Origin of the sequence: Psychrobacter sp. NPDC078501 (assembly GCF_044900935.1) — a bacterium.
Lineage (GTDB): Bacteria > Pseudomonadota > Gammaproteobacteria > Pseudomonadales > Moraxellaceae > Psychrobacter.
In genome coordinates this window covers 24,865-50,755 of record NZ_JBJDOS010000007.1, presented here as the reverse complement: position 1 = coordinate 50,755, position 25,891 = coordinate 24,865, and the positions used below count along the sequence as shown (strand labels likewise).

The 25,891-nt window shown below is 42.1% G+C and carries 23 protein-coding genes; 7 read left to right on the top strand and 16 right to left on the bottom strand.

The window, feature by feature from the left end; all coding sequences use genetic code 11:
* Positions 1–36: 36 nt before the first annotated feature.
* From ACI2IW_RS11380 to ACI2IW_RS11365, 4 genes are all read right to left on the bottom strand, one after another.
* Positions 37–675, bottom strand: coding sequence for a DUF411 domain-containing protein (locus ACI2IW_RS11380; RefSeq protein ID WP_102078920.1), 639 nt, complete (start codon positions 673–675; stop codon positions 37–39).
* Between the two features lie 169 nt (positions 676–844).
* A complete protein-coding gene (locus tag ACI2IW_RS11375) occupies positions 845–1,435 on the bottom strand; it encodes a cytochrome c (protein ID WP_101205938.1) in 591 nt (196 codons plus the stop codon).
* Between the two features lie 61 nt (positions 1,436–1,496).
* Positions 1,497–1,757, bottom strand: a complete 261-nt coding sequence (locus tag ACI2IW_RS11370; RefSeq protein ID WP_102078701.1) for a hypothetical protein — start codon at positions 1,755–1,757, stop codon at positions 1,497–1,499.
* A gap of 139 nt (positions 1,758–1,896) precedes the next feature.
* Entirely contained in the window at positions 1,897–2,223 is a 327-nt protein-coding gene (locus tag ACI2IW_RS11365) for a hypothetical protein (protein WP_404693709.1), read from the bottom strand.
* A gap of 236 nt (positions 2,224–2,459) precedes the next feature.
* Here ACI2IW_RS11365 and ACI2IW_RS11360 point away from each other — a divergent pair, with 236 nt between their 5' ends.
* Complete coding sequence (locus tag ACI2IW_RS11360) at positions 2,460–3,179, top strand: heavy metal response regulator transcription factor (RefSeq protein WP_404693708.1); 720 nt, start codon at positions 2,460–2,462, stop codon at positions 3,177–3,179.
* On the top strand, positions 3,154–4,650 hold the full coding sequence (locus ACI2IW_RS11355) for an ATP-binding protein (RefSeq protein WP_404693707.1): 1,497 nt from the start codon (positions 3,154–3,156) through the stop codon (positions 4,648–4,650). Before ACI2IW_RS11360 ends, ACI2IW_RS11355 begins: the two co-directional genes overlap by 26 nt.
* A 731-nt stretch (positions 4,651–5,381) precedes the next feature.
* Here the strand turns inward: ACI2IW_RS11355 and ACI2IW_RS11350 are convergent.
* On the bottom strand, positions 5,382–5,744 hold the full coding sequence (locus ACI2IW_RS11350; RefSeq protein ID WP_404693706.1) for a hypothetical protein: 363 nt from the start codon (positions 5,742–5,744) through the stop codon (positions 5,382–5,384).
* 35 nt (positions 5,745–5,779) lie between these two features.
* On the opposite strand from ACI2IW_RS11350, the gene ACI2IW_RS11345 reads away from it, so the two are divergent.
* Positions 5,780–6,580 (top strand): SIR2 family NAD-dependent protein deacylase, encoded by an 801-nt coding sequence (locus ACI2IW_RS11345; protein ID WP_404693705.1) that lies wholly within the window; start codon positions 5,780–5,782, stop codon positions 6,578–6,580.
* Positions 6,581–6,681: 101 nt separating this feature from the next.
* On the opposite strand, the gene ACI2IW_RS11340 is transcribed toward ACI2IW_RS11345, so the two are convergent.
* The 4 genes from ACI2IW_RS11340 to ACI2IW_RS11325 form a co-directional block, all read right to left on the bottom strand.
* A complete protein-coding gene (locus tag ACI2IW_RS11340; RefSeq protein ID WP_102078697.1) occupies positions 6,682–7,680 on the bottom strand; it encodes an adenosine deaminase in 999 nt (332 codons plus the stop codon).
* 204 nt (positions 7,681–7,884) lie between these two features.
* Entirely contained in the window at positions 7,885–8,409 is a 525-nt protein-coding gene (locus ACI2IW_RS11335; RefSeq protein ID WP_102078696.1) for a TPM domain-containing protein, read from the bottom strand.
* 70 nt (positions 8,410–8,479) lie between these two features.
* Complete coding sequence (locus ACI2IW_RS11330) at positions 8,480–9,661, bottom strand: YgcG family protein (RefSeq protein WP_102078695.1); 1,182 nt, start codon at positions 9,659–9,661, stop codon at positions 8,480–8,482.
* Between the two features lie 123 nt (positions 9,662–9,784).
* Entirely contained in the window at positions 9,785–10,417 is a 633-nt protein-coding gene (locus ACI2IW_RS11325; RefSeq protein WP_404693704.1) for a LemA family protein, read from the bottom strand.
* Positions 10,418–11,373: 956 nt separating this feature from the next.
* On the opposite strand from ACI2IW_RS11325, the gene ACI2IW_RS11320 reads away from it, so the two are divergent.
* Entirely contained in the window at positions 11,374–12,921 is a 1,548-nt protein-coding gene (locus tag ACI2IW_RS11320) for an alanine/glycine:cation symporter family protein (protein WP_404693703.1), read from the top strand.
* 455 nt (positions 12,922–13,376) lie between these two features.
* Here ACI2IW_RS11320 and ACI2IW_RS11315 read toward each other — a convergent pair whose 3' ends face one another.
* Positions 13,377–13,982 (bottom strand): fasciclin domain-containing protein, encoded by a 606-nt coding sequence (locus ACI2IW_RS11315; RefSeq protein ID WP_057758535.1) that lies wholly within the window; start codon positions 13,980–13,982, stop codon positions 13,377–13,379.
* Between the two features lie 422 nt (positions 13,983–14,404).
* Positions 14,405–14,959, bottom strand: a complete 555-nt coding sequence (locus tag ACI2IW_RS11310; protein WP_057758533.1) for a fasciclin domain-containing protein — start codon at positions 14,957–14,959, stop codon at positions 14,405–14,407.
* Positions 14,960–15,531: 572 nt separating this feature from the next.
* Here ACI2IW_RS11310 and metH point away from each other — a divergent pair.
* From metH to ACI2IW_RS11295, 3 genes are all read left to right on the top strand, one after another.
* The gene (gene metH, locus ACI2IW_RS11305; protein WP_404693702.1) at positions 15,532–19,335 is read left to right on the top strand and encodes a methionine synthase; all 3,804 of its coding nucleotides are present in this window, start codon (positions 15,532–15,534) and stop codon (positions 19,333–19,335) included.
* A gap of 199 nt (positions 19,336–19,534) precedes the next feature.
* On the top strand, positions 19,535–20,464 hold the full coding sequence (locus ACI2IW_RS11300; RefSeq protein WP_404693701.1) for a bile acid:sodium symporter family protein: 930 nt from the start codon (positions 19,535–19,537) through the stop codon (positions 20,462–20,464).
* A 561-nt stretch (positions 20,465–21,025) separates the two neighbouring features.
* Entirely contained in the window at positions 21,026–21,853 is an 828-nt protein-coding gene (locus ACI2IW_RS11295; protein ID WP_404693700.1) for a lipoprotein, read from the top strand.
* Positions 21,854–22,093: 240 nt separating this feature from the next.
* Here ACI2IW_RS11295 and ACI2IW_RS11290 read toward each other — a convergent pair whose 3' ends face one another.
* The 5 genes from ACI2IW_RS11290 to ACI2IW_RS11270 all read right to left on the bottom strand — a co-directional run bounded on the left by ACI2IW_RS11290 (position 22,094) and on the right by ACI2IW_RS11270 (position 25,852).
* A complete protein-coding gene (locus ACI2IW_RS11290; protein ID WP_404693699.1) occupies positions 22,094–22,240 on the bottom strand; it encodes a DUF2256 domain-containing protein in 147 nt (48 codons plus the stop codon).
* A 45-nt stretch (positions 22,241–22,285) separates the two neighbouring features.
* The gene (locus ACI2IW_RS11285; RefSeq protein WP_404693698.1) at positions 22,286–22,447 is read right to left on the bottom strand and encodes a DUF2256 domain-containing protein; all 162 of its coding nucleotides are present in this window, start codon (positions 22,445–22,447) and stop codon (positions 22,286–22,288) included.
* Between the two features lie 68 nt (positions 22,448–22,515).
* Positions 22,516–23,478 carry a Xaa-Pro aminopeptidase gene (locus ACI2IW_RS11280; protein ID WP_404693697.1) on the bottom strand — a complete coding sequence of 321 codons (963 nt, stop codon included), beginning with the start codon at positions 23,476–23,478 and terminating at the stop codon, positions 22,516–22,518.
* 377 nt (positions 23,479–23,855) lie between these two features.
* Entirely contained in the window at positions 23,856–24,341 is a 486-nt protein-coding gene (locus tag ACI2IW_RS11275) for an META domain-containing protein (RefSeq protein ID WP_404693696.1), read from the bottom strand.
* Between the two features lie 404 nt (positions 24,342–24,745).
* Positions 24,746–25,852 (bottom strand): lipase secretion chaperone, encoded by a 1,107-nt coding sequence (locus tag ACI2IW_RS11270; protein ID WP_101204959.1) that lies wholly within the window; start codon positions 25,850–25,852, stop codon positions 24,746–24,748.
* Between the last annotated feature and the right edge of the window lie 39 nt (positions 25,853–25,891).

Sequence of the window (25,891 nt, the reverse complement as noted above, 5' to 3'; positions counted from 1 at the left end):
AGTTGAACTTATATATCTGATAACTTATTAATAGAACTACATCTGCTGCGCTGGCGACTCAATAGCCGCATACACTTGAGTGCTGCCATCCTTGTTCAATTGCATGACTTTATAGGGCATGAATTTACCTTCATACTCCATACCGGGGCTACCAACCGGCATACTCGGTACGGCAAGTCCAATAGCTTGTGCAGGAGGATTTGCTAAGAATTCAGCCATGTGTTTAGCAGGAACGTGACCTTCAAAAACATAACCATTAGTAGTGACGGCGGTATGACAAGAGCGCATTTGCTGCGGGACACCGTAACGCTCTTTAAATAAAGATAAATCTGTAACGTCTTGCGCAGTTGCGCTTAGACCATGACCTTCGGCATAGCCTACCCATTCTTTACAGCAGCCGCAGTTGGCATCTTTATAAACCGTGGCTGAGACGTTTTTGAGTAATGATGACGAGCTGTTAACGGGAGCATTTGTAGGAGCAGAACTTTCATTTTGTACTTGTGCATTCTGGGTAGCAGACTGTTCAACCTTTACTGGTTGAGAATCAGAGCCACTGGTATTAGATTGGCTGCAAGCGGCTAGCGTTAACGAGAGTGACGATGTCACCACCAATAAAAGGACACGACCGGATAACCAGCTATGTCCATTAGAAAGCACATGTGTGTAATGTCTCATTAAATTACTCCTAAACGTCTATTATTATGCTCGATATTCTAAAAACTTACACCCTATATTTAATTCTTATGTACTTAACTAAAAACATTACATGCAGCACTGTTCAGTACTGCATTATTAATATAATAGCGACAACCGTGAGTTAGGAGGCTTTCATATCTAGAAAGTATTAATGCTGCATTCCAGATCCATCATCCGACATATTCATATCACCGTCAAATGACATGTCCATCATATCGCCATCTATCCTAGTGGTTAGCATCGTGTACTGAGCTTCATCTAATTCAGGTAACGATCTAATGAAGGCTACCATTGCCCACATTCTAGCGTCGTCATGAGAAGCACCCCACGTAGGCATTCCAGATGCCATAATACCGTGCTTGATTGCCCAAAAGCCTTGCTTTGCACCGTCTTCTGTTTGATAACGTTTGACAATATCAGCCTTGGTAAAGTTGGGCGGCTTTGGATATAAGCCCTCACTAAAGTCAGTTTGTGCCACTCCCGGAGACAAGTGACAGCCTGCACACATATCCTTATAGTCCGCGCCCCCAGAGCTGATATCGACCTTCTCTAAGTCTGGTACCACAATATCTTTACTGGCATTTGCTATGGAACGATTGCGAGCGGTTTCCAAAAAGCTAAACATCATTGGGCTATGCTCTTGGTCAGCTCCCACATTGACAACACCACTAGTAACAACCGCAAACACGCCAACGATTGCCACAAATACGGTAAAGAGCGCACCCAATAAAAATTTCATATATTTTCCTAAAACTTTATTTTCGTTAAGTGTTGACTGCTATTTAGCAGAGCTAAAATTTTTAAGATTTACTGTCGTTAGTAACGCAGTTTTTTTGGTACATTTGCTTCATTTTACCCATGTTAGCCATCATTGCTTTCATAGCAGGATCTTTCATATCCATCTTGCTATGATCCATTTTTTCCATCATTTGCATGTTTTTCTCCATCTTTTCACAACTCATACTATCTTTTTTCGCATGCATCTCTGGAGAATGCGCCATAGCTGAGGTTGAAAGGATTAGAGCTACAGCAGTGGCAGCGATTGATTTAGATAATGACATAATTAATTCCTATTTATTTTATTAACGCCTGAGTCTGTTTAATGTCAAGACTGTTAAATTGGTTTAGATGATACCTTATTCTTTCTGACTGGTAGATGACAATAAGATTACAATATTGTCATCTTAACGTTTCTAGATTTTAATTCTTAATAGAATCCTTTAGTATGACTTGAGGGCTTCTATCGCGATCGCGACCATATTTGTTCACGAAATCCTTTTCAGACTGCAAGTGCTGATCTTGATGCTGAACTTCACAAGCAACTCTAGCATCGATATAGCTTTTCATTTCAGCATCCGATACATTTGCATTATTGTGATCTAGGTTTTTAGCAAACTTGGTAACGTTATCGCAGCTATCGATAATTGAAGTGCTTAGATTGGTCGTATGCGCATTAGCCGCTGTTACACCGATAAGCATCGATGCTGATAGTAGTACCGCTTTTTTGAGTGAACGATAGCTTTTCATATAACATCCTTAACAAATTATTAAATATTGAAACTAATTACCTGTAGTAATAATTCATAGTAGCTACTCGTATCAAGAATGTCAAGAATGAGCCGCTATGTACTATAGGTATAGATTAACAAACGAAGACTGACCATTTGATGACGAGCGCATGACATCTTTGTCAGATACCAGTCCGTTTTGTCATTTATATTGATTTGGGTATTATAAAATCATAATTATATTGAAGGATTACTATGAAAGTACTACTAGTAGAAGATGAATTAAAACTCGGCGAATATGTAAAAAAAGGCTTAAGTGAAGCAGGCTTCATTGTTGATCATCAGCTGACAGGTTTAGATGGCTACCATGCTATGATGACTGAAGAGTTTAGCGTGATACTCATGGATGTTATGCTGCCTGATGTTAGCGGTTTTGAGCTAGTACGTAATTACCGAGCGGATGGCAAGCATACGCCAGTGTTATTTCTAACCGCAAAAGATGATTTAGATGACAAAATCAAGGGGATTGAGATTGGAGGCGATGATTATTTGACTAAGCCTTTTGCGTTTGCAGAATTGATCGTCAGAATAAAGAGTCTGTTACGACGCGCCAATCAAGCCGATTATCAAAGTACGATCCTGCAAATAGCAGATCTCAAGATGGATATTGCCAAGCGCACGGTACATAGAGGCGGCAAGCCTATTAAGCTCACGGCAAAAGAATTTTCCTTACTACAGTTTTTATTAGAGCGCCGAGGTGAAGTGCTACCACGTACCGTGATCGCCTCCCAAGTATGGGATGTGAATTTTGATAACGATACCAATGTGATTGATGTGGCGATAAGGCGTCTGCGTATAAAAATAGACGATGGTCATGAGGCAAAGCTCATTCATACTGTGCGTGGAATGGGCTATCGCTTAGAGGCGCTGGCTACTGAGGTCCAAAGTGATGCGGACGGAGACGATTCTAAATAGCATGAACCATACACTCAGAAACCGGCGCTGGTCACTGCTATGGCGAACGATTTCCTTATTGACAGTCTTCGTTATTATCTCTCAGGTCATCATCTATGCGTGGGTGCAGCGCTCTGTGAGTGGACACTTTGAGCAAATGGACTCAGAGATTATCACCCATGCAGCTTTTAATCTGCGTAAACGCATGGTTAGTGTTAACGAGCCCATAGAACCATTCACAGTGTCAAAGTCCCAATCACTCATTGATGACAATCACTTGCATTCCTCTTGGCTGGATTATGATTTAAAAACCTTAGTAGCAGATAAAAAAGGCAAGTTATTATCCAGTGACCCCAGTAGTTTCATTCATAGTTTGCCAGCCGATTTTAGTTTGTTATCACTATGGCAGGAACATCACGATCAGCAGTTTATGATCAAGATAAACAATAGGCATTACCGAGCCATTATTATTCCAAATCAAGAGATTTTGGCGTTTATTGCCCTACCTACCAATGTGCATCATCAATATCTTATCCAGTTTAATCGCCAGCTGAGCTTGATACTCACAGCCATCACCTTGTTGTTGGTTTCAGTAGCGGCATTAAGTGTGTATTGGGGGTTTGCGCCTCTGGCCACTATCGTCCAAAAAATGAAAGGCATAAACCTGCAAAGGTTAGACGAAAGAGTATCGGTTGGCGATATGCCGTTAGAGCTGCGACCACTAGCAGAGTCTTATAATTCGATGATGGTCAAGCTTGAAAGTAACTTTGAGTCTTTGTCTCGGTTTTCAGACAATATCGCTCATGAGCTACGTACGCCAATAGCGACGCTGAGTACACAAACGCAGGTCATGTTAACTAAGCCAAGAGAAGGCGACGAATACATTGAGCAGCTACATCATCAGCATGACACGTTAGAGCAGCTGTCGGCCATGATAAACAATATGCTGCTACTGGCAAAAACCCAAAAAGGATTAAGTGACTCGCAAATCAGTCACGTGGATACGGATAGTTTAATCACCAAGCTTGTTGATTACTATGAAATGATTGCAGAAGATCGAGGGATAACTTTTGAGAAATCAGGTGATTTTGAAATGGTGTTGGGTGATGAAGGCTTATTGCAACGGCTGTTTGCCAACCTGATATCAAATGCCATTTATTATGCAGCTAGTGATAGTACTATCATGATATCCGCTACCATCCTCACCTCAACCACCTCACTTAATGTGACTAAAGACGAGGTTCGACCCTCAAAGCAGCAACGGTTAAGGATAACGATAACCAATCGTTTAGACAAACCATTAGATCAGAAAGAGGCTGATAAATTATTCGAGCGATTCTATCGTCATGATAAGACTAGTCATAAGTACGCAGGTACAGGATTGGGATTGTCTATCGTGCAGGCCATCGCTAATGCCCATAAAGGTAAAGTCAGTATTACTATCAAAGATGAGTGTTTTTTTGAGGTTACTGTAGGATTATTGATGGCTTAACAAGGTAAATCAAAAGAAGATAAACTCAAAACGTTGTTGTCAAAAACTCAATATCAGAGTATTTGCAAGTGTAGTCCAGAACCGTTTCTTCAATGCATTCGAAAAATCGTTAAGATCTAAACTACGGCTGAAATACCTGACTATTTTTTCGAAATTATAGCAGCCCATTTCTACAGTAATTTATTCCAATATTACTTTGATGAGTTAATAATTCGCTTAATCAGTAATTTCTGAAAAAGTTAAGTATAAAATACGTACATTAATACTATAAAAAATGATTGAATTCTATACTTAACTAGTGACCAAAATTGATATCAATGTTGCTATAAAATACTTTAAAATACGCTAAACGTCATGGCATAAAATTCTTCCTATCCCTTTATTTATAACGTATAGTAGGTTTATATACATCAAAGTCATTTAACGAAATATGGTGGTTCTAGCCTCCGAAGCCGAGGGTCGTGGGTTCGATTCCCGCCGAGCGCACCAATCATACTGTTTACAATCTTGCTCTACCCTTCTCTTAGTACTATCTTAAACTTCCTATACTTATTAAACCTACATATCAGAATATTTGTAGTTTTTCTGTGCTTGTATACTTCTAGTGCTCTCACCTATAGTCGATTCAGTATAATTTGGATACAAGGAAGCCGAGTGAAAGTACTACAAGTAGTAGATTGAGCGAGACTGACACCGTAGCCAATTTATAGAGGATTGACTATATAGCAAAATTACTCTGCATCCTGTAGATTGGCAGTCAATTGAGCACGGCTAGGTATACGGTGATAATTAATCACTGGCACATCACCCAAACGGCGCTGACCCTCAGCAATCTTTTTATCAATCGTAATCATCGCAATTTTTTTATCTTGTTTGCTAACGAGTAAATGATTTGCCTTACGTGTGACTCGATAATCAGAAAAATGCTGTTTTAATATCGCTGATGTTTTTTGCAGCGCATCATTCGGTGTTGAATTTTTTGATTTTATGCCGCTATGCTTTTCACCTGCTTTTGCGCCGCGTGATTTTGCCACGAACCATAAAACTGCGATGACAGCGAACAATATGACAAGCCACCAAATTCCGTCTATCATAAGTAAAAATATCCATTATTAGCAAGGGTTGGCTCATGTTAGCAGAATTATCACCAGCGTTAATAGCAGAAGTAAAACTTGCAGCACAACTGTTGTCATCGAAACAGCGTATTTGCATTTTGACTGGGGCTGGCATTTCAGCAGAAAGTGGCATCCCAACATTTCGAGATAAGCAAACAGGACTGTGGGAGAATTACGGTGTCGAAGACTTGGCAACCCCTGAAGCGTTCACTCGTGATCCAAAGCTGGTGTGGTCATGGTATCAATGGCGTCGGCAAATGGTCGCAGACAAAGCGCCAAATCCTGCCCATCATGCGTTGGCTCAGTGGCAGTATCATGCGCAAACCTCCGATCAGCAAGTGACACTCATTACCCAAAATGTCGATGATTTGCACGAGCAAGCTGGTAGCGCGGTGACTCACCTGCATGGTCATCTGTGGCGTAACCGCTGTGGTCAGTGTGAGATACCCTATCAAGATAAATCGAGAGCGTCATACGATAATCAAGGCACAATGAGTTTTGATGAAACACTGCTTAGCTGTCCGCATTGCGACGGTTACATCAGACCAGATATTGTTTGGTTTGGCGAAGCTCTACCTGTACAGGCCTGGCAGGCTGCCGAAGATGCTGCGGCTAATTGCGAGGTGTTTATCAGTATCGGTACATCAAGCTTGGTCTATCCTGCTGCTGGTTTAGCACAGCTAGCCAAACAAAATGGCGCGCAAGTTATCGAGATCAACCCTGACCCAACACCAAATACCATTGTCGATATCACATTAGCAGAAAAGGCTGGAATAGTACTGCCACTGCTGATAGAAGAAATTACTGCTTTATAATTACTACTGCTCGTAAGTACTACTAACGACAGGCAACAAAAAAGGCGTAACAGTTTATATAAACCGTTACGCCTTTACTACTCATAACGAACTCGTTAAAATTATTTCAATGCAAGATCAACTCTCGCCAAGTAAGCTTCTTTTAACTCATCATTGATAAATGCCGATTTAAACGAGTTTTTTACTAATGTAATAACATCGTCTTCCGTAATTGGTAGGTTCTCATACAGATTGATGAAATTTTGATTCACGTAACCTTTGAAGTACGCAGGGTCGTCTGAATTAACACTGATATTTAGACCATAATCTAAAAGCTCTTTAATATTGTGCTCTTTATAAGTCTCGAAAACTTTTAGCTCGATGTTTGAGTTCGGGCAAACGGTCAGTGGCATTTGCTCATCTTTGAGTCTTTGCATCAACTCTGGGCTTTTTATAGATTGCACACCGTGATCAATTCTATTGATATTCAATAAATCTAGCGCTTCGTAGATATACGAAAAGTCTGCTTCTTCGCCTGCGTGAGCAACCAACTTAAAGCCTTCTTCTTTAGCTTTTTGGAAGACCTCTTTAAACTTCGATGGCGGGTTGCCTAATTCTGATGAGTCCAGACCCACACCGATAATGTCGTCTTTATAGTCCAGTGCTTGCTCTAACGTTTCAAAAGCTTCTTCTTGCGATAAATGACGCAAAAAACACATGATGATGCATGATGTGATACCGTATTTTGCTTTGGCATCTGCCAGTGCTTCTTTAATACCTGTGATTACTGCTTCAAAAGGCACGCCGCGATCGGTATGCGTCTGTGGGTCAAAGAATATCTCTGTATGGATGACATTGTCTTCGACACATTTAAGAATATACTCCCACGTCAAATCATAAAAATCATCTTTTGTGAGCAGAACGTTTGCGCCCGCATAATAGATATCTAAAAAGGTCTGTAGATTGGTGAAGTTATAAGCACTGCGTACATCTTCGATATCTTTGTAAGGTATCTCTACGTTGTTCTTTTTGGCCAATCTAAACATCAGCTCAGGCTCTAGCGAACCTTCAATATGTAGATGAAGTTCAGCTTTCGGTAGTTTCTTTACTAACTCAATCATAGTATTCCAATAATGGCGTTATCGGGACGAGCCATCGTAAATGTTGCAAAGTAAGATAATCAAACCATGCATATACAAGGCACTATCTGTCCCAGAACCATTATTTTAACACTAAAAGTATATTGCCTAAAACAAAACCCTTTGACCGTATAGATAACCTGTTTATAAAAGTAAGCGTCTTAATAAAACCACACCAGACACACACTACTTTAGAAATACCACTGTATCGGACAGCTCATTGCCTTCTGGATCATGCTCTAGGTGATAATATTGACGTAGCACCTGCCCCACTTCGTCTAGCAGTTCAGCCAAGCTCTCTTCTGTTTTTTGAGTAGCAATACCAGATACCGCTTTTTCACACATGGCATTCCATACAGTCGGACTAACATGAGCACTAATACCGCGGTCTGCGACAATCTCTAGTTTACGCTCGCATATATTGACATAGATCAAGACGCCCGTATTTTCTTCCGTGTCCCAGACGCGATATTCGCTAAACAAATCAATCGCACGTTCACGGCAGTTCATGCGATAGGCCTCTTGGATAGGCAGATGGTTTTCTACGATTAAGAACACTTCACCACGATGCCCACGTTCGGCTCGTGTCACAGCATCTGTTAAGCGTGCCTTGGATTCTGTTGTTAGCCACTTACTATGTAATAAAGGGACGAACAAAACTTGACGCCACCAGCGGGCAAAACTGGGGTTTGAAGCGTTGTCTTCTACCATTATATTATTTCCTCAAGTACGTCATTTCGATGGTTATGTAGAGTTTATTTTGTTTGAGTGTGTGGAATACTTACCACGAGCCACCTGCACCGCCGCCGCCGAAACCACCGCCGCCGCCGCCAAAGCCGCCTCCTCCGAAACCACCACCGCCAAAGCCGCCTCCACTACCGCCGCCCATACCGGGTAAGAAAATCATGCCGCCTCTGCGCCCACCTTTACCGCCGCCGCCTTTTCCACCGCCACCGCCGCGTGAGATCAAAAACATCCAGATGAAGATTGCCATAATCAGTGTCATGAAGAAACCGCCGCCTAAAGCCATCGAACCTGCAAAAAACCCGCCAGCGGTAATAATAGAACCAAATACTCGACCCAATATATTAGTAATAAAGCTACCAAAAATCATCGCCATGATAAATAAGAAAATAGGTGATGGCAGCTCGTCTGAGCTTTGCTGGGCAGTACGTTCTGCAGCTTGTGCATCAGCACGGGCTAAGACTTCAGGGTCAGCAGTTAAGCGCGTTTTGAGCGATTCAACGCCAGCGATTATCCCTGCACCATAGTTATTTTGCTTAAATAACGGCGTGATATCTTCTCGAATGACGCGGTTAACCGCTGCATCTGGTAAGACGCCTTCTAGTCCATAACCCGTTAGGATATACATATCACGGTCATTGACAGCGACCACAATTAGCAGACCGTCATCGATAGCTTCATCACCCAGTTCCCACTTCTCAGCAACTTGCAAGGCATAATCAAATATTGGTACGCCATTGGTAGTTGGTACGATAACCACCGCTGCTTGTGCTAATCCCTGCTGATAGATACTTCGAAGCTGAGCCTCTAGACGTAGCTTCTCTTGGGGATTTAAAATATTGGCCTGATCAACGACTGGTTCATTGAGTATCAACTTATCAGCGTCAACACCCTCGGCACTGGAGCGTACTGGTGGCTGATCGGTTTGAGCATTGGCAGTACCATTTGCTGCGCTTTGGTTATCTGCGTTTTGATTGATAGCGTCGTTGCCGAGCACCGCTTCATTGATAGCATCGTTATTTAATACAGCATCATTGATTGCTTCGTTAGACTCGCCTGCTTTAGCAACGGCCACCAACTCTTCGACACTACGGTTTTGCAGATCCGAGGTGCTATCTGTCGCCACCGCTGTATCATTGGGTGCAGCGTGCAATACAGGCACGCTGACGACACCTAACGTAAACAGTAATGCTGATAAGATTGCTTTTGAATTATTCATCTAATCTATACCACCTCAGATAACATCTTTACCAATTGATAGACTCTAACTAATCATCATTGAACCATTAGCTAAATAAACAGAGCTGCCTATGCTGCTCTGTCGTCACATTAATTCTAAATTTTATTCAGCTGACTTTTCTGCAGAGTCGCCAAAATCAACACTTGGTGCGGTTGAAATCGCTTCTTCATTGGCCACACTAAAGTTGGGCTTAGTATCCATCCCAAATACTTTTGCAGTGATGTTGGTTGGGAACTGACGTACCGTTGTATTGTATCCTTGCACTTCTTGGATATAGCGGTTACGAGCCACAGCAATACGGTTCTCAGTACCTTCTAACTGCGCTTGTAAATCTTGAAACAGTGCATCTGATTTTAGATCTGGATAACGCTCAGATACCGCCATCAAACGTGACAATGCGCCTGTCATCTGCTCTTGCGCTGCTGCATAACGCTCCATCGCTTCTGGATCATTGAGTACTTCTGGCGTCACCGTGATACCGCCCGCACGTGAGCGAGCTTCTGCCACTTGGGTGAAGACCTCTTGCTCTTGCTCGGCGTATTGCTGTACGACTTTGACTAAGTTTGGCACCAAATCAGAACGGCGCTGATACTGGTTAACCACTTCTGACCATGAAGCAGTGACCTGTTCATCTTGTGCTTGCAGGTTGTTGTAGCCACAGCCGCTTAGACCAATCGTAGAGGTTGTCAATAAAGCGGCTAGCAACATCGGCTTCATAATAGATTTACGCGTCATTGTTGATTCTCCTAATAATGATAAATAACAAATATCCAGTACCACGTTTTTAATATTTTTAAGTTTTCTTGGTATTCATACAGCGGTCATGCGCTCTATATATTGTATATCTGCGCATCACTCTATCAGCATGATATCAAAAGAAGTTGTCCTAATGATGGCGTTATATACGGCTTTTTACAATTGACCGTTACCAAAACACAACCGCATAGTGTCAACGATAACGCGTTTTTATCATGATAGATATAGAGCAAAAATCTAGCAGTCTAGAGGAATCAGACTAAATGTTATGAAAGTACAAACAATTATTTATATATTATCCAAATCTTGCTAATGTATCTGCCAAATGAAATATGAATATATCTACTGTCTATAAAGAAATTTCTAGTAATTAGTACAAAAATATGGCAAATTGCAGTTACGTAGCCGTACGGTTTGAATACATTTGGTAGTGGACTTATAGTTTGATTAGTATTAGCGAGTTGTTAATTTCTTAATAAAAACATCAATTAACTGTCAAATTATCGCTAAATACTGTCAATTCGCCATACCAGCCATGGATTCATTCAAGACAGCTCATAGTAAGTTGAATGCCATCATGGTGATGGATATTTAATTATATAACCGCCTGTTTTATCCGCCGGTCAACTTATGACTCATCTGATGTATAACATGATGATAGAAGACCGCAGTAGTTGAGGTTGTAGAATAATAGTAAACGCAGCTGATATTAATATTGTCAGTGATAAGCGCTATGCAAATAGTCCGTATTACTGACGAGATACGCGGGTAAATACAGACAACTACAGTCCATTCTTGGTGGCCAAGCACATGAGACTTAGACAACAAATAAGTCGATGCAGAGACTTTAACTGCTTAACTTAAATAAGTAAGTTAACCAGTTAGTTTACTCCTAGCAAACAGTGCCACCTTGAGACAGTACTAGGAACATAAATATGGAAGGTTTAGTTAACTTAGTAAATGGAATTATCTGGAGCCCAGCGCTGATTTATCTCTGCTTGGGTGCCGGTCTGTTCTATTCCATTATGACGCGCTTTGTACAAGTACGTCTATTCGGTGAGATGATCAAACTCCTATTCACTGGTAAATCTAGTGCACAGGGTATCTCATCATTTCAGGCACTTGCCGTCTCACTCGCCGGTCGTGTGGGTATGGGTAACATCGCTGGGGTAGCTGCTGCTATCGGCTTCGGTGGCCCAGGTGCCGTATTCTGGATGTGGGTCGTAGCTTTTCTAGGCGCATCTACAGCCTATGTCGAATCTACTCTTGCTCAAATTTATAAAGAAAAAGATGTGGTAACTGGCGAATATCGCGGTGGCCCAGCTTATTACTTTGAACGTGCCCTTGGTCAAAAGTGGTACGGCATCCTCTTCGCAATCGCTTCTATTTTATCATGTGGTATGTTCTTACCTGGTGTACAGGCGAACGGTGTTATCAGTGCATTTGCACAGGTAATGGGCGAAGGTACGATCATGAACATTGCAGGCCTAGAAGTTGGCTCTATGCGTTTGGTCGGCTTGGCTATCATCTTAGTAGTGCTAGGTATCATCATCTTCGGTGGTATTAAGCGTATTGCAACCTTTACCGAGTTTGCAGTACCTTTCATGGCATTAGGTTATATTGCTTTAGCGCTAATCATCATGTTCAGCAACTTCAGCTTGATTCCAGATGTATTTGGTATGATCGTTGGTGATGCATTTACTGCACAAGCAGGTTTTGGTGCTGCTATCGGTTGGGGTGTGAAACGTGGTATCTACTCTAACGAAGCTGGTCAGGGTACAGGGCCTCACGCTGCTGCTGCTGCTGAAGTTGAGCATCCATCACAGCAGGGTCTCGTTCAGGCATTCTCAGTATACGTTGATACGTTACTAGTATGTTCTGCTACTGCCTTCATGATTCTATCTACTGGTATGTACAACATTCAAGGTACGCTACCAGATGGTCAATTCATCGTACAAAACGTTGCTGCTACTACTGAAATCAATGCTCCTGCGTTCACGCAAATGGCAATGGAATCTGTATACGGTACGTTTGGTAATGCCTTTATCGCAATCGCTGTATTCTTCTTTGCCTTTACAACAATTCTGGCTTACTACTACATCGCTGAAGTAAACGTGGCTTACTTAACACGCTTCCTTGGTCGTAGCGCGAACAGAACTGGTCTATTCCTAGTGAAAGTGCTTATCATGGCGATGGTTGCTTATGGTGGTCTAAACTCAGCTGGTTATATCTGGGCAATCGGTGATATCGGTGTTGGTCTTATGGCTTGGCTTAACATTGTTGGTATTCTTGTCATCTTCATCGTGGCTCGTCCAACACTTACTATGCTTAAAGACTATGAAGCTCAGCGTAAAGCTGGCGTAACTCGCTATAGCTTTGATCCTGCTAAGTTCGGCATCAAAAACGCACCGTATTGGGAAGAGCGTCATTTAGCACAGCAAAAAAGCATGAACGCTGATCCATTACGTAAAGACAATGTGTAATTTGATTTAATAGGATTTCTCCTTAATCTTATTGAATAAACAAAGAGCCCGAGACCATGTTCTCGGGCTTTTTGTTTGGATATTTTTTACACCGCCACAGAATAGCTTACCGGAAAAACATCAAAATCCACGTTCATACAAACTGATTTAATACCTTAAAACCACCCTTTTACCTCTCAAAATTAACCTGTCTTTGAAATAACATATGACAGTCACTTTATTTTTTTCATCCTCTCTTATAAATCTTACCTTAGTGTTTTGTGACCTCATTTTTATTAGGTAGCCGTACCCGTATAGTTAACCCATAGCTTATCTCATCGCTTCAACTTCTGTTCCTTAACTTCCCTATTCTTAATTTTCGCGTTCTTAATTCATAGACATAAAAAAGCCTAGCACGATGGCTAGGCTTTCTTTAATTAACTTGTAGATTCAAAACCTACAAACTAAGAAATAGCTTATTCAGGCATTAACACTGCATCGATAGTGTGAACCACACCATTGGTTGCCATGATATCTGTACCAGTGATATTTGCTGTGTTACCAGTAGCATCAGTAATAACGTTATCTTCGCTAATAGTGATAGTTTTACCGTTCGCTGTTTCGATCTCAGTACCGTATGGGATATCAGCCGCTTTAACTTCCATTGCTAGTACATGGTAAGGAAGGACAGTTTTTAGCAAGTCTGTATTGGCCAATAACTCTTCTTTAGTCACACCTAGTTTTTCTAATACTGGCGCAAACGCATCATCAGTTGGGGCAAATACAGTATGCTTAGTTTCTTCCATTAGCATAGTATCAAGACCAGCAGCCTGTAGCGCAGCGGTTAAGATAGTTAAGTTTTCGTTTTCTGCTGCGATTTCAGCGATAGTTTGAGTCGCTTCCATGTCCATTTCGGCCATTGGTTCTGCTTCAACAGCTTCTGTCTCAGCAACTGGCTCAACTGCCATCTCTTCAGTCGCTTCTGGTTCAGTTGGCTCTGCAACAGTTTCAGTGTCGTTACACGCTGCTAGTGACATGGCTGCGGTTACAACTGCGATAGATAACAAGTTCTTCTTTAACATGGGTAATTCCTTTTTGGATAAATAATTGTTTAAGGGATTTATTTAAATTAATAACTTTCGATAAATATAATGGCAACCATTGATTGATAAATGTATCAATTACTTAGTCATACTATTTGGTCCGTTATATTGATAGTTCTCAGTCTAACTGTTTAATTTTTAAATGGTATTTACTTAGGTAGCAACACTGTATCAATCACGTATATAGCATTGTTTGCTTGTATATCAGTTATTGCGATATTTAAGACAAAATGCTGTTGATTAACTACTTTTAGATTTCTGTTTTAAAATTTAAACCTAAACAGAAACTTATATAGATAAAGCTCTAAAGTCTAAAACAGCCATTGTCTGATAATGAAATCATCACAAACAATGGCTGCTTAGTCTTGCAATAAATATAGTGGGTATGCCTCAGTTAATACTTATTTAGGCAACAATACTCTATCGATTACATGGACGACACCATTGTTAGCAGCGATGTCAGTCTTCACGATGTTCGTTGTGCGACCATTCTCATCCATTAGTTTGCCTTCTTTGGTCACCATTAGCGTGTCTTTGCTAGCGGTCATTACGTTACCAGGCTTCACATCTTTGGCATACATAGCCATATCACCAGCGACTACGTGATAACCCAATACTTTAGTCAATAGTGGTTTATTGGCAAATAACTGTGCTTTAGTCATACCGGTTTCTTGTAATGCTTGCATAAAGGCAGCATTGGTCGGTGCAAATACCGTATAGTGGGCGTTAGGATCAGACAACATATCGACTAGACCTGCTGCTTGTACCGCTTCTACCAATACTGAAAAATCAGGATTGCTTTGGGCAATTTGTACGACATTCATCTTAGCCATACTCTGACTGTGCATTGGTGCTTTCATATCGCCCGTCTTTGCTGGCATCATATTATTACAAGCACTTAGACCTGCGATTGAGATAGCCAATGTACCGATGGTGGCAATTTTAGTAAGTTTCATAACATTTTCCTTAATGATTTGAATTTCTTTGACGTTGGTATTGTTTCAACTATGATACTACTGTCTTACAGATCGTCCTGCCTGCTAATGCCATTTGCTCACCGTATTGCACTGCTAATACCGATACTTCTGATACAAGTTACTGCTAATAAATGAGCCTGTATTTATAAGTAGGACTTACTAAGACCTTGTATTTCTGAAATTAAATTAACATGTAAGCAATCTTTATCAACCTGACTTTGCGCAATTTTTTGTGGTATGGGTGTAAATTCTGTCTGACTTCTGAGCGTTTCCGTTGGCTTTCATTTGCAAAAGAAAAGCTTTATGTAAGCCCTTAGCGAAATGATATTCATTTGTGCGTATCTGCTTTATGAAATAGACTCTAATACCTTACTTTGTTACTTAGCTCTCCTCTTATTTATCTATTGCCAAAGAGGAATATGCAGTATCCCTATGTAGCAAACTTTTCATGCTAAAATAATGCAAATTTGCGGTCCTCTTCGTGAGACTCTGCATGCTACTGGTTTGTTATTCCTTCTTTTTTTAATAATTACGATATAAGCAGCACACCTATGATTCCAACGACGACCTCACCAACCGATTTTCATACCGATACCGCCTCTAGTTCCTCATCCGCTAATGACTTTATATTAACGCCGCCTGCTGTATTTCCATTTAAAGAGCAGCAGCTAACCGCACGTGCACGTATTACTGAGCAGATGGCATCACGCATTTTGATGTTAGACGGTGCGATGGGTACGCAGATTCAGACCTATAAACTAGAAGAAGCGGATTATCGTGGTGAGCGTTTTGCTGATATCGACCAAGATGTACGCGGCAACAACGACCTGCTGGTACTGACTCAGCCGCACATGATTAAAGACATTCATCACGATCATCTGCTAGCGGGCGCTGATATCATCGAGACCAATACCTTTAACGGTACGCGTCTGTCGATGGCTGACTATGATATGCAGTATCTAGTGCCAGAACTAAATAGGACAGCGGCCAAGATTGCTCGAGAAGCGGCGGATGAATTTACCGCAAAAACGCCTGATAAACCGCGCTTCGTCGCGGGCGTCGTGGGTCCGACGTCACGTACGTGCTCGCTATCGCCTGATGTCAATGATCCTGCGTTTCGTAATATTACCTTTGATGAGTTGGTACTCAACTACCGCGAAGCGACCTTATGCCTGATAGAAGGCGGCGTCGATATTATTTTGATTGAGACGATCTTTGATACGTTAAATGCTAAAGCAGCGATATTTGCCATCACTGGTGTATTTGACGATATTGGCTTTGAGTTGCCAATTATGATTTCGGGTACGATTACCGACGCGTCAGGTCGCACACTATCGGGACAAACGGCCGAGGCGTTTTATAACTCTATCCGCCATGCCAAGCCTCTATCTGTTGGCTTCAACTGTGCGCTTGGTGCTGATGCGCTACGTCCACACATTCAAACGCTATCTAATATCGCCAATACTTATGTGTCAGCGCACCCAAACGCAGGTCTGCCCAATGAGTTTGGTGAGTATGATGAAACCGCTGAAGAAACCGCTGCCCTACTCGAAGGGTTTGCCAAAGCAGGTATCTTAAACATCGTTGGCGGCTGCTGTGGTACGACGCCTGAGCATATCCGTCAAATTGCTAAAGTCGTGGCGAACTATCCACCGCGTGTCATCCCTGAGATAGCGCCTGCCTGCCGACTATCAGGTCTAGAGCCATTTACCATCAATTCTGATAGCTTGTTTGTCAATGTCGGTGAGCGTACCAACGTTACAGGCTCTAAAAAATTCCTACGTTTGATTAAAACCGAAGCCTATACCGAAGCACTCGATGTCGCGCGTGATCAGGTCGAGGGTGGCGCGCAGATCGTCGACATCAATATGGACGAAGGCATGCTTGACTCCAAGCAAGCGATGATTCATTTCGTCAACTTAGTCTCAGGCGAGCCAGATATTAGCCGTGTCCCACTGATGATTGACTCGTCTAAATGGGACATTATAGAAGAAGGCCTTAAACGTACGCAGGGCAAATCTGTCGTTAACTCTATCTCATTAAAAGAAGGTCATGCTGAGTTCGTTGAGCGTGCCAAATTATGCATGCGTTATGGTGCTGCGATTATCGTTATGGCATTCGATGAAGACGGACAGGCTGACACTTACGAGCGCAAGATTGAAATATCTAAACGCAGCTATGACGTACTGGTCAACGAAGTGGGCTTCCCATCAGAAGACATTATCTTTGACCCCAATATCTTTGCCGTTGCAACGGGTATCACCGAGCATAATAACTATGGCGCTGACTTTATCAATGCCACACGCTGGATTACGGAAAACCTGCCGAACGCCATGGTCTCGGGCGGCGTATCCAACGTCTCGTTTAGTTTCCGTGGTAACCCAATCCGTGAAGCGATCAACTCCGTATTCTTATACCACGCGATCAAAAACGGCCTGACCATGGGTATCGTCAACCCAGCCATGCTTGAGCTGTACGATGATATTCCAAAGGAAGCCCGTGACGCTATCGAAGACGTCATGCTCAATCGCAATCAAGGTGAAACTGGTCAAGATGCGACTGAGCGTCTGATGACGGTCGCTGAAAACTACCAAGATGGCGGCAAGAAAAAAGACAGTACTGTCGATATGAGCTGGCGCGAAGGCACGGTAGAAGAACGTATCGCCCACGCACTGGTCAAAGGCGTGACGACCTTTATCGAAGCGGATACCAAAGAAGCATGGGAGAAGTACCCTAAACCGCTAGAAGTCATCGAAGGGCCGCTCATGGACGGTATGAATATCGTCGGTGACCTATTCGGTGCTGGTAAAATGTTCCTACCGCAAGTCGTAAAATCTGCCCGCGTGATGAAGCAGTCTGTTGCGTGGCTAAACCCATATATCGAAGCGGAAAAAGTCGAAGGCGAAGTCAAAGGTAAAATCCTAATGGCAACCGTCAAAGGCGACGTGCATGATATCGGCAAAAACATCGTCGGTGTGGTGCTTGGCTGTAATGGCTATGATATCGTCGATCTGGGCGTCATGGTGCCATGTGAAAAAATCCTCGATACTGCCATCGCAGAGAAAGTTGATATCATCGGTCTGTCTGGTCTAATTACTCCAAGTCTCGATGAGATGGTCTATGTCGCCAAGCAGATGCAAGAGCGCGGCATGACACTACCATTAATGATCGGCGGTGCAACGACGTCGAAAGCGCATACTGCTGTCAAGGTCGAGCCGCAATATCAAAACGATGGCGTCATCTATGTATCGGACGCTTCGCGCTCAGTCGGCGTGGTGACCAAATTGCTATCAAAAGAGCATCGTCAAGCACTCATCGATGAGACACGTGAAGAATATGTTAAAGTGCGTGAGCGTCTGGCTAAGCGTCAACCAAAAGCTGCCAAAGTCACCTATGCCGAATCGGTCAAGATTGGCTTTCAGTACGACTGGGAAACCTATGTGCCACCAGTGCCAAATAAGCTAGGACAAGTCATATTGGATGACTATCCAATCAGCAATTTGCTACCTTATATTGACTGGACACCATTCTTCATCTCTTGGGGTCTGACTGGTAAATACCCGAAAATATTGCAGGATGATGTGGTTGGTGAAGCGGCTCGTGATTTGTTTGAAAATGCAGAAGAGCTGCTACAAAAGATGATTGATGAGAAATCAATCGTAGCAAAAGGTGTCTTTAAACTGATGCCCGCTCGCCGTACTGGCGCAGATACCGTCACTGTATATGACAATGCGCCTGCTGATGGCGGTAAACCGACCTACCAGTTTGAGCACTTACGTCAGCAAAGCGACAAAGCTAGTGGCAAGCCAAACTTTAGCTTGGCAGACTTTATTTCGCCATCAGAGACGCATACCGATCACTTGGGCGGCTTTACTGTCTCCATCGTCGGTACAGAAGCACTGGCTGAGCAATACAAAGCGGCAGGCGATGACTACAATGCCATTATGGTACAGGCGCTATCTGACCGTTTAGCCGAAGCGTTTGCCGAGCATCTACATGAGCTAATTCGTAAAGAATATTGGGGCTACCAACCGACCGAGTCACTCACCAATGATGAGATGATTAAAGAAAAATACGTCGGCATCCGCCCTGCACCTGGCTACCCTGCCTGTCCTGAGCATACCGAAAAAGGCAAGTTGTTTGACTGGCTCGGTACGGTAGATGCGATCGGTACGACCTTGACCGAAAGCTATGCGATGTGGCCTGCGTCATCGGTCAGCGGATTCTATTACTCGCATCCTGACAGTGAATACTTCAACGTCGGAAAAATCAGCCGTGATCAGTTAGAGAGTTATGCTGAGCGTAAAGGCTGGGATATGAAGACAGCTGAGAAGTGGTTAAATCCGAATTTATAGTCGATTGGCTAATAAAGTTATAGAAACCTGATAGTTATTTTTTGGCTTACTTATTTAATATGGGTAAGCCATTTTTTATGGCATTCTATTTTGCCTACCCTCAGCAAACTTATCGCTACGTTCATAGCAAAATACTTTTATCATTTACTGACAAGAACCATGCTAGATTATTGTCTACTTTATTATTTTGAGACAGGCTATGAATCAGATTGCATTACTTTCTAGTTGGATTGGCAAAACTTTTGCAATTTGGGCATTGGTCAGTGCTGTTTTGGGATTTATTTTTCCTGAATTTTTTGCTTCGTTATCTTTCTTGATCGTTCCCATACTTGGCATCATTATGTTTGGGATGGGCATGACACTCAAAACGGAAGATTTCCTAGAGATTGTCAAACGCCCCAAGCCTGTACTGGTTGGACTGTTAGCACAGTTCACGCTCATGCCTTTGATTGCTTACCTATTAACGGTCATTTTCAACCTTGATCCTTTAATCGCGGTTGGCGTCATCTTGGTAGGCTGTTGCCCGGGCGGTACCTCTAGTAACGTAATTACATTTTTAGCAAAAGGTGATGTGGCGTTGAGTGTGGCGATTACCTCTATATCTACCCTGCTTGCACCTTTTCTGACCCCTATTCTGCTCAGTGTTTTTGCAGGTCAACTGATTGATATTGATTTGGCCAGTATGATGATAACCATTACGAAAATCGTAATTTTGCCCATATTGCTAGGTGTTATCTTTCATAAATTTTTGGGTAAAAAGATTGAGTTCGTCACCGAGGTATTACCGATGGTGTCGGTATTGGGTATTTCCATCATTATAGCGGCAGTGGTTGCCGTGTCTAAAGCGACCATCTTAGATAGCGGTGCTATCGTATTTATCGTGGTTGCCTTACATAATATGACGGGTTATACCTTGGGCTATGTAATCGCTCGCTTGTCTGGCTTTACGGAGAGACAGCGCCGCGCCATTATGGTGGAAGTGGGTATGCAAAACTCCGGTCTGGGCGCTGCCCTTGCGGCGACTTATTTTAATCCTGTCGCTGCCTTACCGAGTGCGATATTTAGTGTGTGGCATAACTTTAGTGGTGCGTTGGTGGCGAATATTTTTGCTAAGAGAGATGGTGATTAACCAGCAGTAAATTCAGTCGTGATCAATTAGAAATTTATACTGAGTGTGAAAATTAGAATATAAAAACTGCTAGAAAATGGTTGAAACCCAATTTGTAGTAACTAACTTTCTTACGTTTAAATCGATTTCAAAAAATATATGTAGCTATGACGTTTAAATATACCGTCTCCTTTATCTCTTTCATTCAGTAGAAATGCAGTCAATAAAGGAGACGGCGTTTAATTATATATCTGCCAATTTTTTAAATAAATACTTTTATTGCTCACTATCTTCCAGCGACAGTATCTCGAAAAAGCTCTTCGAACCTTTAATACTTTGACCTTTTCGCTAATAAATTTACTTTATACAGCTTCTTCTCGCTTTTACACTCTTTTCATTTCATAACCAACCTCTCCACTTTACTCATTTAGAAAATACTTTTTGGATTGGATTAACTGAAAAATGTTTGTTATATTCGTAAATACTGATTTATATATTCTTTAATTAACATCATGAGGAGATGCAAGGCACTGACTTTCAGCTGAGTGAGATTTTATATTTTTAAATCAAGGAGAGATAAAAATGAAATCATTTAAACTAGCATTATTAGCCATGACAACAGCACTGATTTTACAAGGATGTGGAAGTGACTCTGATTCTGATGAATCACCGACGTCGCAACCTGATCAACCAGATGTTACACAACCTGATCAGCCCAATATCGATACTGAAATCGTCGGCATGTGGAGTAGCGACGATACCGCTAGTGGAGAGTTATCAACCATTATATTCATGGATGATGGGACTTATATACAGACCCAAGTCGATAGTAGCCAATCAACTAGTGAAGCTGGAAATGGTATGGAATTAGGCAGTTATAGCGTCAGTAGTACAGAAGGCAAACTAACCGCTACGCCTATCTTTGATAAAAACGGTACCTCTGGATTATCAGATTCTGTCATGCGTTATGCTCAGATATCTAACGGTAAATTTATCCTGAAAGTAGATGAAAACGGAAATGGCATCATTGATAGTAACGAAAGCTATCGTTTTTCAGAAACTAAGTCTGAAGGTATTTTAGGACCTTGGGATTTTGACGATGCTGATGACAACGAGCTACTGGGCTTAGCATTCTTAGAAAATGGCACTTATATCTACGTGCAAGTTGACGAGGATGGGTCAGTCGATAACTCCGAAAATGGTATGGAATGGGGTAACTACACTGTTGATGCTGTTACTGGTCAATTAACTACTACAATAATCTATGATGATAATGCGGGTACTGGATTATCAGAACCACGCACGCGTTACGCTCGAGTAACAGGTAATACTGCCCTTACTATTGAAGTGGACGATAACCAAGACGATGTCATAGACGATGAAGAAATGTTTAAATTCTCGAGACCCTAGTCCAACAGTGTAATAGCTACTGATAGCCAATAAAAACGTTAGAGTTATTCTCTAGTGAGAATGACTTTAGTCTTTTTAGGCAAAAGTATTTATACGTAAACGACCTATATCTCATCTTCTGTAAATTAGACGACAGCGTCGAATGGAAGAAGTACTTATGAAAGAACATTACTAATAATGAGCCATCAACTTAATAAAGCTTCAGCCAATCTATGATCGGCTGAAGCTTTATATTTTGGTCTATTCATCTTTATCTTTCCCCCGCCGACACCGCTCAGAACAATAAATCACCTGCTCCCAGTCTTTCTCCCACTTCTTACGCCACGTAAACGGGCGCTGGCAGACGGGGCAGGTTTTTTGCGGTAAGTTTACTTTTTTATGTGCCATTGTTTGCCCCCATCTACTTTTGACTATTTGTGTTGCGGTGAAATCTTACTTTTGATGTGCTACGCCCTCATATTTCTTAATTCGGCGGCATTGGTCTGAGCAATAGACCATGCTCTCCCAGTTTTTATCTAACTTTTTAGTCCAACTAAATTCGCGCTCGCAGACAGGGCAAAGTTTTTTGCGGACGTTCTTTTTTTTGTGCGCCATACGTTTTTATCCTCAGATTTATCTTATTTTTGAATTAAATATTAGAATTTCGATATGCGTTTAATACATTAACGTCCCCATATCGGTGAGCGCACGACTCCACCATTTTGGCCGCTAATGGCATAGCTGGTATTACCTGACAGCGAATGGATAACTAGACTACCACCATTTTGGCCTGCTGCTTGCCCGCCCACATTCAAGCGGCGAGTTGGATAGACAGCATAATTACCAGAGGGAGATAGACGTGCGGGCTCATCAAGCCCTGTTTCTGCCAAGTTGACCACCTGTCCAGTCGTTAAGGTCATGACAGCCGCCTTGCGACCATTTAGATAAGCCATACGCTGACCATCTAAGCTAAGCTGAGGACTAGCCACATACCCATTTGTTGATACAGGTGTCGCATTGCCTGTAGCGAAGTCATAACGATAAATTCGCGGTCGTCCAGCACGGACTTTATCACTGGTATAGACAAAACTCTTACCATCCGCAGCATAACTTGGCTGTACCTCTGTACTCGGCAGAGTCGTTAACTGCTGGGTACTGCCATCACTCAGACGCATCTTATAGATATCAGCATTACCACCGACAGTAGAGCTATAAAGCAAATCTTGACCATCGGGTGAGAATGACGCTGACATATTGCTGCCTTCAGCATTTACCACTAGATTGCGCGTATTGCTACTACGATCATAAATATAAATTTTGGGATGCTCACGCGGGGTTTGTTTGCTATAGGCAAGCAGTTGTCCATCTGCCGACCACGCTGGCGCATAGATATAGCCATTAAGCTGATCGATGAGCTGACGATCGCTACCGTCAGGACGAATGCTATAGAGTGTCGATACTTTGGCCGTACCTGCGCCCTGCTCTTCTACATAGGCAATATATCCTCGGCGATCAATCGCTGGCATACGTACAGTCAGCGGATTGGTCTCGACTGTACTGGTTGGCTTTTTTACTGATGTATTGGGTAATGTCTGACAGCCAGTGAGGACGGCAAATACGCCGATGGCAATAGGTGCTTTTATCATTAGTCTATCTATGTTTGATTTAGATAGACTCCCTTTACATATGGTTGTTTTATTTATGGCAGTTTTCAGCATAGCGTCATATCCAACAGAGCTTGATGATAAAAGTCTTATAAATATCTAAAAAAGCGATCGTTATCGACATAAATTCAGAGCCATCACCATCAATTTAAAAAATCAAAGATATTACAGAAACATTACTCTAGTGTAACCTAAACTGGACTAAATTTTGGATAAAAAAATGCCCCACTTGATAGCGAGGCATTTTGCGTTTCAAGAAGAGTAGCTTTAAATGAGCAATTTTAAATGAGTAGTTTTAGACAAATAATTTTAATTGTTTAAACTCACTAACCAGTCAAACTGTTTACTCAATCATTAAGCTACTTCGTAATGGCCTTAAAATAAGCGACTTGATCATTATTTTTAATAGTCAAAATAGGCACATTGTTGGCATTCTTACTAAGGCTATATTTACCTTGTACAGTGGCTAGTGTGGCAGTATCAAAGCTGGCTTGCGGTTCAGGACATGCCATCATAGTACTGATGCCGTTTTTAATCTCTACTTCACCGTTTGCGACACTATATCCAGCGCCCATGCTATTACAGGTATTCATAAATGCCACGTAATCTCTACCGTTATCATTCATAAAATTTAACGTTAACGGCTTGGCTGGGTCAAAAAATAGCTGCGTTACTTTTTCACCATTGCTACGTTTGGCATCAACGAGCTGCCAGTTGTGTGCTTGCAAGACATCTGCAGTGACTGGCTGACTGACTGGCGCAGGCAAACTCGTCGTCTGACAACCCGCAGCAAGTGTACCAACTGCCAATGTCGCGGCCATCATTACTTTAGTCATGTTCTTCATATCAACTCCTCGCTTTATTGCATCCGATACTTTTACTAGACATCCTATCTGCATGAGTCATCAGCGCTAATAGACAAGCGGTAAGCGCTAATAGACAAGCGGTAAGCGCTAATAGACATAGTAAAAGCTCAGATTTATTATGATTCATTTATTGTTTTATTTAATGCTCTAAACAATGACAATATTGTGCATGACTCACAGGGAGGTGTCATCATAAACTGGGTAGTTATTCGGAATGCATTTTGTACTACTTTGCAAATATCTAGCTACTTGCTCTTGCCAATACCTAAATGAGCTGCTAACTATAATCTTGCTCACTTTGCCCATCCCTATCAACGATGACTATTGATGGTTATTGATGATAGCTAGTGACGGTAACTATTGACGATAGCTAGTGACGGTAATTATGGATTATTCACAGCTTGCTGTCGTTGCAATGCCGCATAACCATCTAAACGCTTACGCTCAGTGTCATTAAATAGTTGCTGTTCAAGCTGATTTATCTGAATCTGCGCTTGGGCGGCATCGACATCTTGGCTTAATAAGCGATTCTTTTGAGTTTCATACTGGGTGAAGCGTTGGTCAAAATTAGCGTCTTCTTGATCTACTTGTGCCAGTCTTTCTGCTGCCGGTGCGCCCACTAGCTCTCGGCGCATATTATATAATTCCTCGGGCGTAGCACCGCGATCTTTCATCTGTTCAGTGCGAGTCATCAACTCGCTAATATTGGCTTGTTGCATGATATTGGCTTTAGTAGCATTCTCTGGCAATCGACTAATATAGTCCTGACGGGCAGCTTGTTTCTGTGCGTCAGACATCTGCTTATTTTGGTCAATTCTGACCATTTCTATACTATAGTTATCGTAATCATCCTCTGCACCAAAAAATGCTGTGATGGTTGGCTTATCAAAGTACTGCTGACGTAGATTAGCGATGTCTTGTTTTTGCTGGGCAACTGCGTTCAAATCCAGCTCGCCACTTTTGGTCGCCTGTAATTGCAGATTGCCGTAGCGCTTCTCTATCTCAGGAAGTGCTTTAAGGTAAGCAACATATTGATTAAAAATAGTGACCGCTTGGCTAGCGGCAGGCTCTGGTGTGTGATGGCGAATATAACTCTCCACACGGGCAAATATAACCGCTTCCTCTTCCTCACCTAGGGCGGATAAAAAATAATCAAACAAACGCCGCAGACCCTCAGTAACGACCAACTGTTTATTTTCATCGATGATGATTTCACCATCAATTTGGGTGCCCTTTAATGAGCGTGGTAAATTTTCTAATCCTGTGACAAAGTGAGACTGGCTGGGTGGCGTTGTAGCTTTCACGACTTGTCCCGCAGCCAGCTCAGTTGTCACTGATTCGTTAGTCTCATTATTAGAGACGGACGGTTTGATTGAAGCTGAATTTATATCGTTACTAGGCTTGAACCACAAAATAACCGCCGCTGTGGTAATGATAACCACGGCGATGATAGCAACTGTGACATAGGCTGGACGGTGGCTATTTGACATAAACGATATTTCTCAATCAATGAGCATTTTTGTTTTGTA

What these genes read in the sequence shown, in the direction of transcription:
- ACI2IW_RS11380 (WP_102078920.1), bottom strand. Translation starts at nt 675, where the DNA reads ATGAGACATTACACACATGTGCTTTCTAATGGACATAGCTGGTTATCC.
- ACI2IW_RS11375 (WP_101205938.1), bottom strand. Translation starts at nt 1,435, where the DNA reads ATGAAATTTTTATTGGGTGCGCTCTTTACCGTATTTGTGGCAATCGTT.
- ACI2IW_RS11370 (WP_102078701.1), bottom strand. Translation starts at nt 1,757, where the DNA reads ATGTCATTATCTAAATCAATCGCTGCCACTGCTGTAGCTCTAATCCTT.
- ACI2IW_RS11365 (WP_404693709.1), bottom strand. Translation starts at nt 2,223, where the DNA reads ATGAAAAGCTATCGTTCACTCAAAAAAGCGGTACTACTATCAGCATCG.
- ACI2IW_RS11360 (WP_404693708.1), top strand. Translation starts at nt 2,460, where the DNA reads ATGAAAGTACTACTAGTAGAAGATGAATTAAAACTCGGCGAATATGTA.
- ACI2IW_RS11355 (WP_404693707.1), top strand. Translation starts at nt 3,154, where the DNA reads ATGCGGACGGAGACGATTCTAAATAGCATGAACCATACACTCAGAAAC.
- ACI2IW_RS11350 (WP_404693706.1), bottom strand. Translation starts at nt 5,744, where the DNA reads ATGATAGACGGAATTTGGTGGCTTGTCATATTGTTCGCTGTCATCGCA.
- ACI2IW_RS11345 (WP_404693705.1), top strand. Translation starts at nt 5,780, where the DNA reads ATGTTAGCAGAATTATCACCAGCGTTAATAGCAGAAGTAAAACTTGCA.
- ACI2IW_RS11340 (WP_102078697.1), bottom strand. Translation starts at nt 7,680, where the DNA reads ATGATTGAGTTAGTAAAGAAACTACCGAAAGCTGAACTTCATCTACAT.
- ACI2IW_RS11335 (WP_102078696.1), bottom strand. Translation starts at nt 8,409, where the DNA reads ATGGTAGAAGACAACGCTTCAAACCCCAGTTTTGCCCGCTGGTGGCGT.
- ACI2IW_RS11330 (WP_102078695.1), bottom strand. Translation starts at nt 9,661, where the DNA reads ATGAATAATTCAAAAGCAATCTTATCAGCATTACTGTTTACGTTAGGT.
- ACI2IW_RS11325 (WP_404693704.1), bottom strand. Translation starts at nt 10,417, where the DNA reads ATGACGCGTAAATCTATTATGAAGCCGATGTTGCTAGCCGCTTTATTG.
- ACI2IW_RS11320 (WP_404693703.1), top strand. Translation starts at nt 11,374, where the DNA reads ATGGAAGGTTTAGTTAACTTAGTAAATGGAATTATCTGGAGCCCAGCG.
- ACI2IW_RS11315 (WP_057758535.1), bottom strand. Translation starts at nt 13,982, where the DNA reads ATGTTAAAGAAGAACTTGTTATCTATCGCAGTTGTAACCGCAGCCATG.
- ACI2IW_RS11310 (WP_057758533.1), bottom strand. Translation starts at nt 14,959, where the DNA reads ATGAAACTTACTAAAATTGCCACCATCGGTACATTGGCTATCTCAATC.
- metH (WP_404693702.1), top strand. Translation starts at nt 15,532, where the DNA reads ATGATTCCAACGACGACCTCACCAACCGATTTTCATACCGATACCGCC.
- ACI2IW_RS11300 (WP_404693701.1), top strand. Translation starts at nt 19,535, where the DNA reads ATGAATCAGATTGCATTACTTTCTAGTTGGATTGGCAAAACTTTTGCA.
- ACI2IW_RS11295 (WP_404693700.1), top strand. Translation starts at nt 21,026, where the DNA reads ATGAAATCATTTAAACTAGCATTATTAGCCATGACAACAGCACTGATT.
- ACI2IW_RS11290 (WP_404693699.1), bottom strand. Translation starts at nt 22,240, where the DNA reads ATGGCACATAAAAAAGTAAACTTACCGCAAAAAACCTGCCCCGTCTGC.
- ACI2IW_RS11285 (WP_404693698.1), bottom strand. Translation starts at nt 22,447, where the DNA reads ATGGCGCACAAAAAAAAGAACGTCCGCAAAAAACTTTGCCCTGTCTGC.
- ACI2IW_RS11280 (WP_404693697.1), bottom strand. Translation starts at nt 23,478, where the DNA reads ATGATAAAAGCACCTATTGCCATCGGCGTATTTGCCGTCCTCACTGGC.
- ACI2IW_RS11275 (WP_404693696.1), bottom strand. Translation starts at nt 24,341, where the DNA reads ATGAAGAACATGACTAAAGTAATGATGGCCGCGACATTGGCAGTTGGT.
- ACI2IW_RS11270 (WP_101204959.1), bottom strand. Translation starts at nt 25,852, where the DNA reads ATGTCAAATAGCCACCGTCCAGCCTATGTCACAGTTGCTATCATCGCC.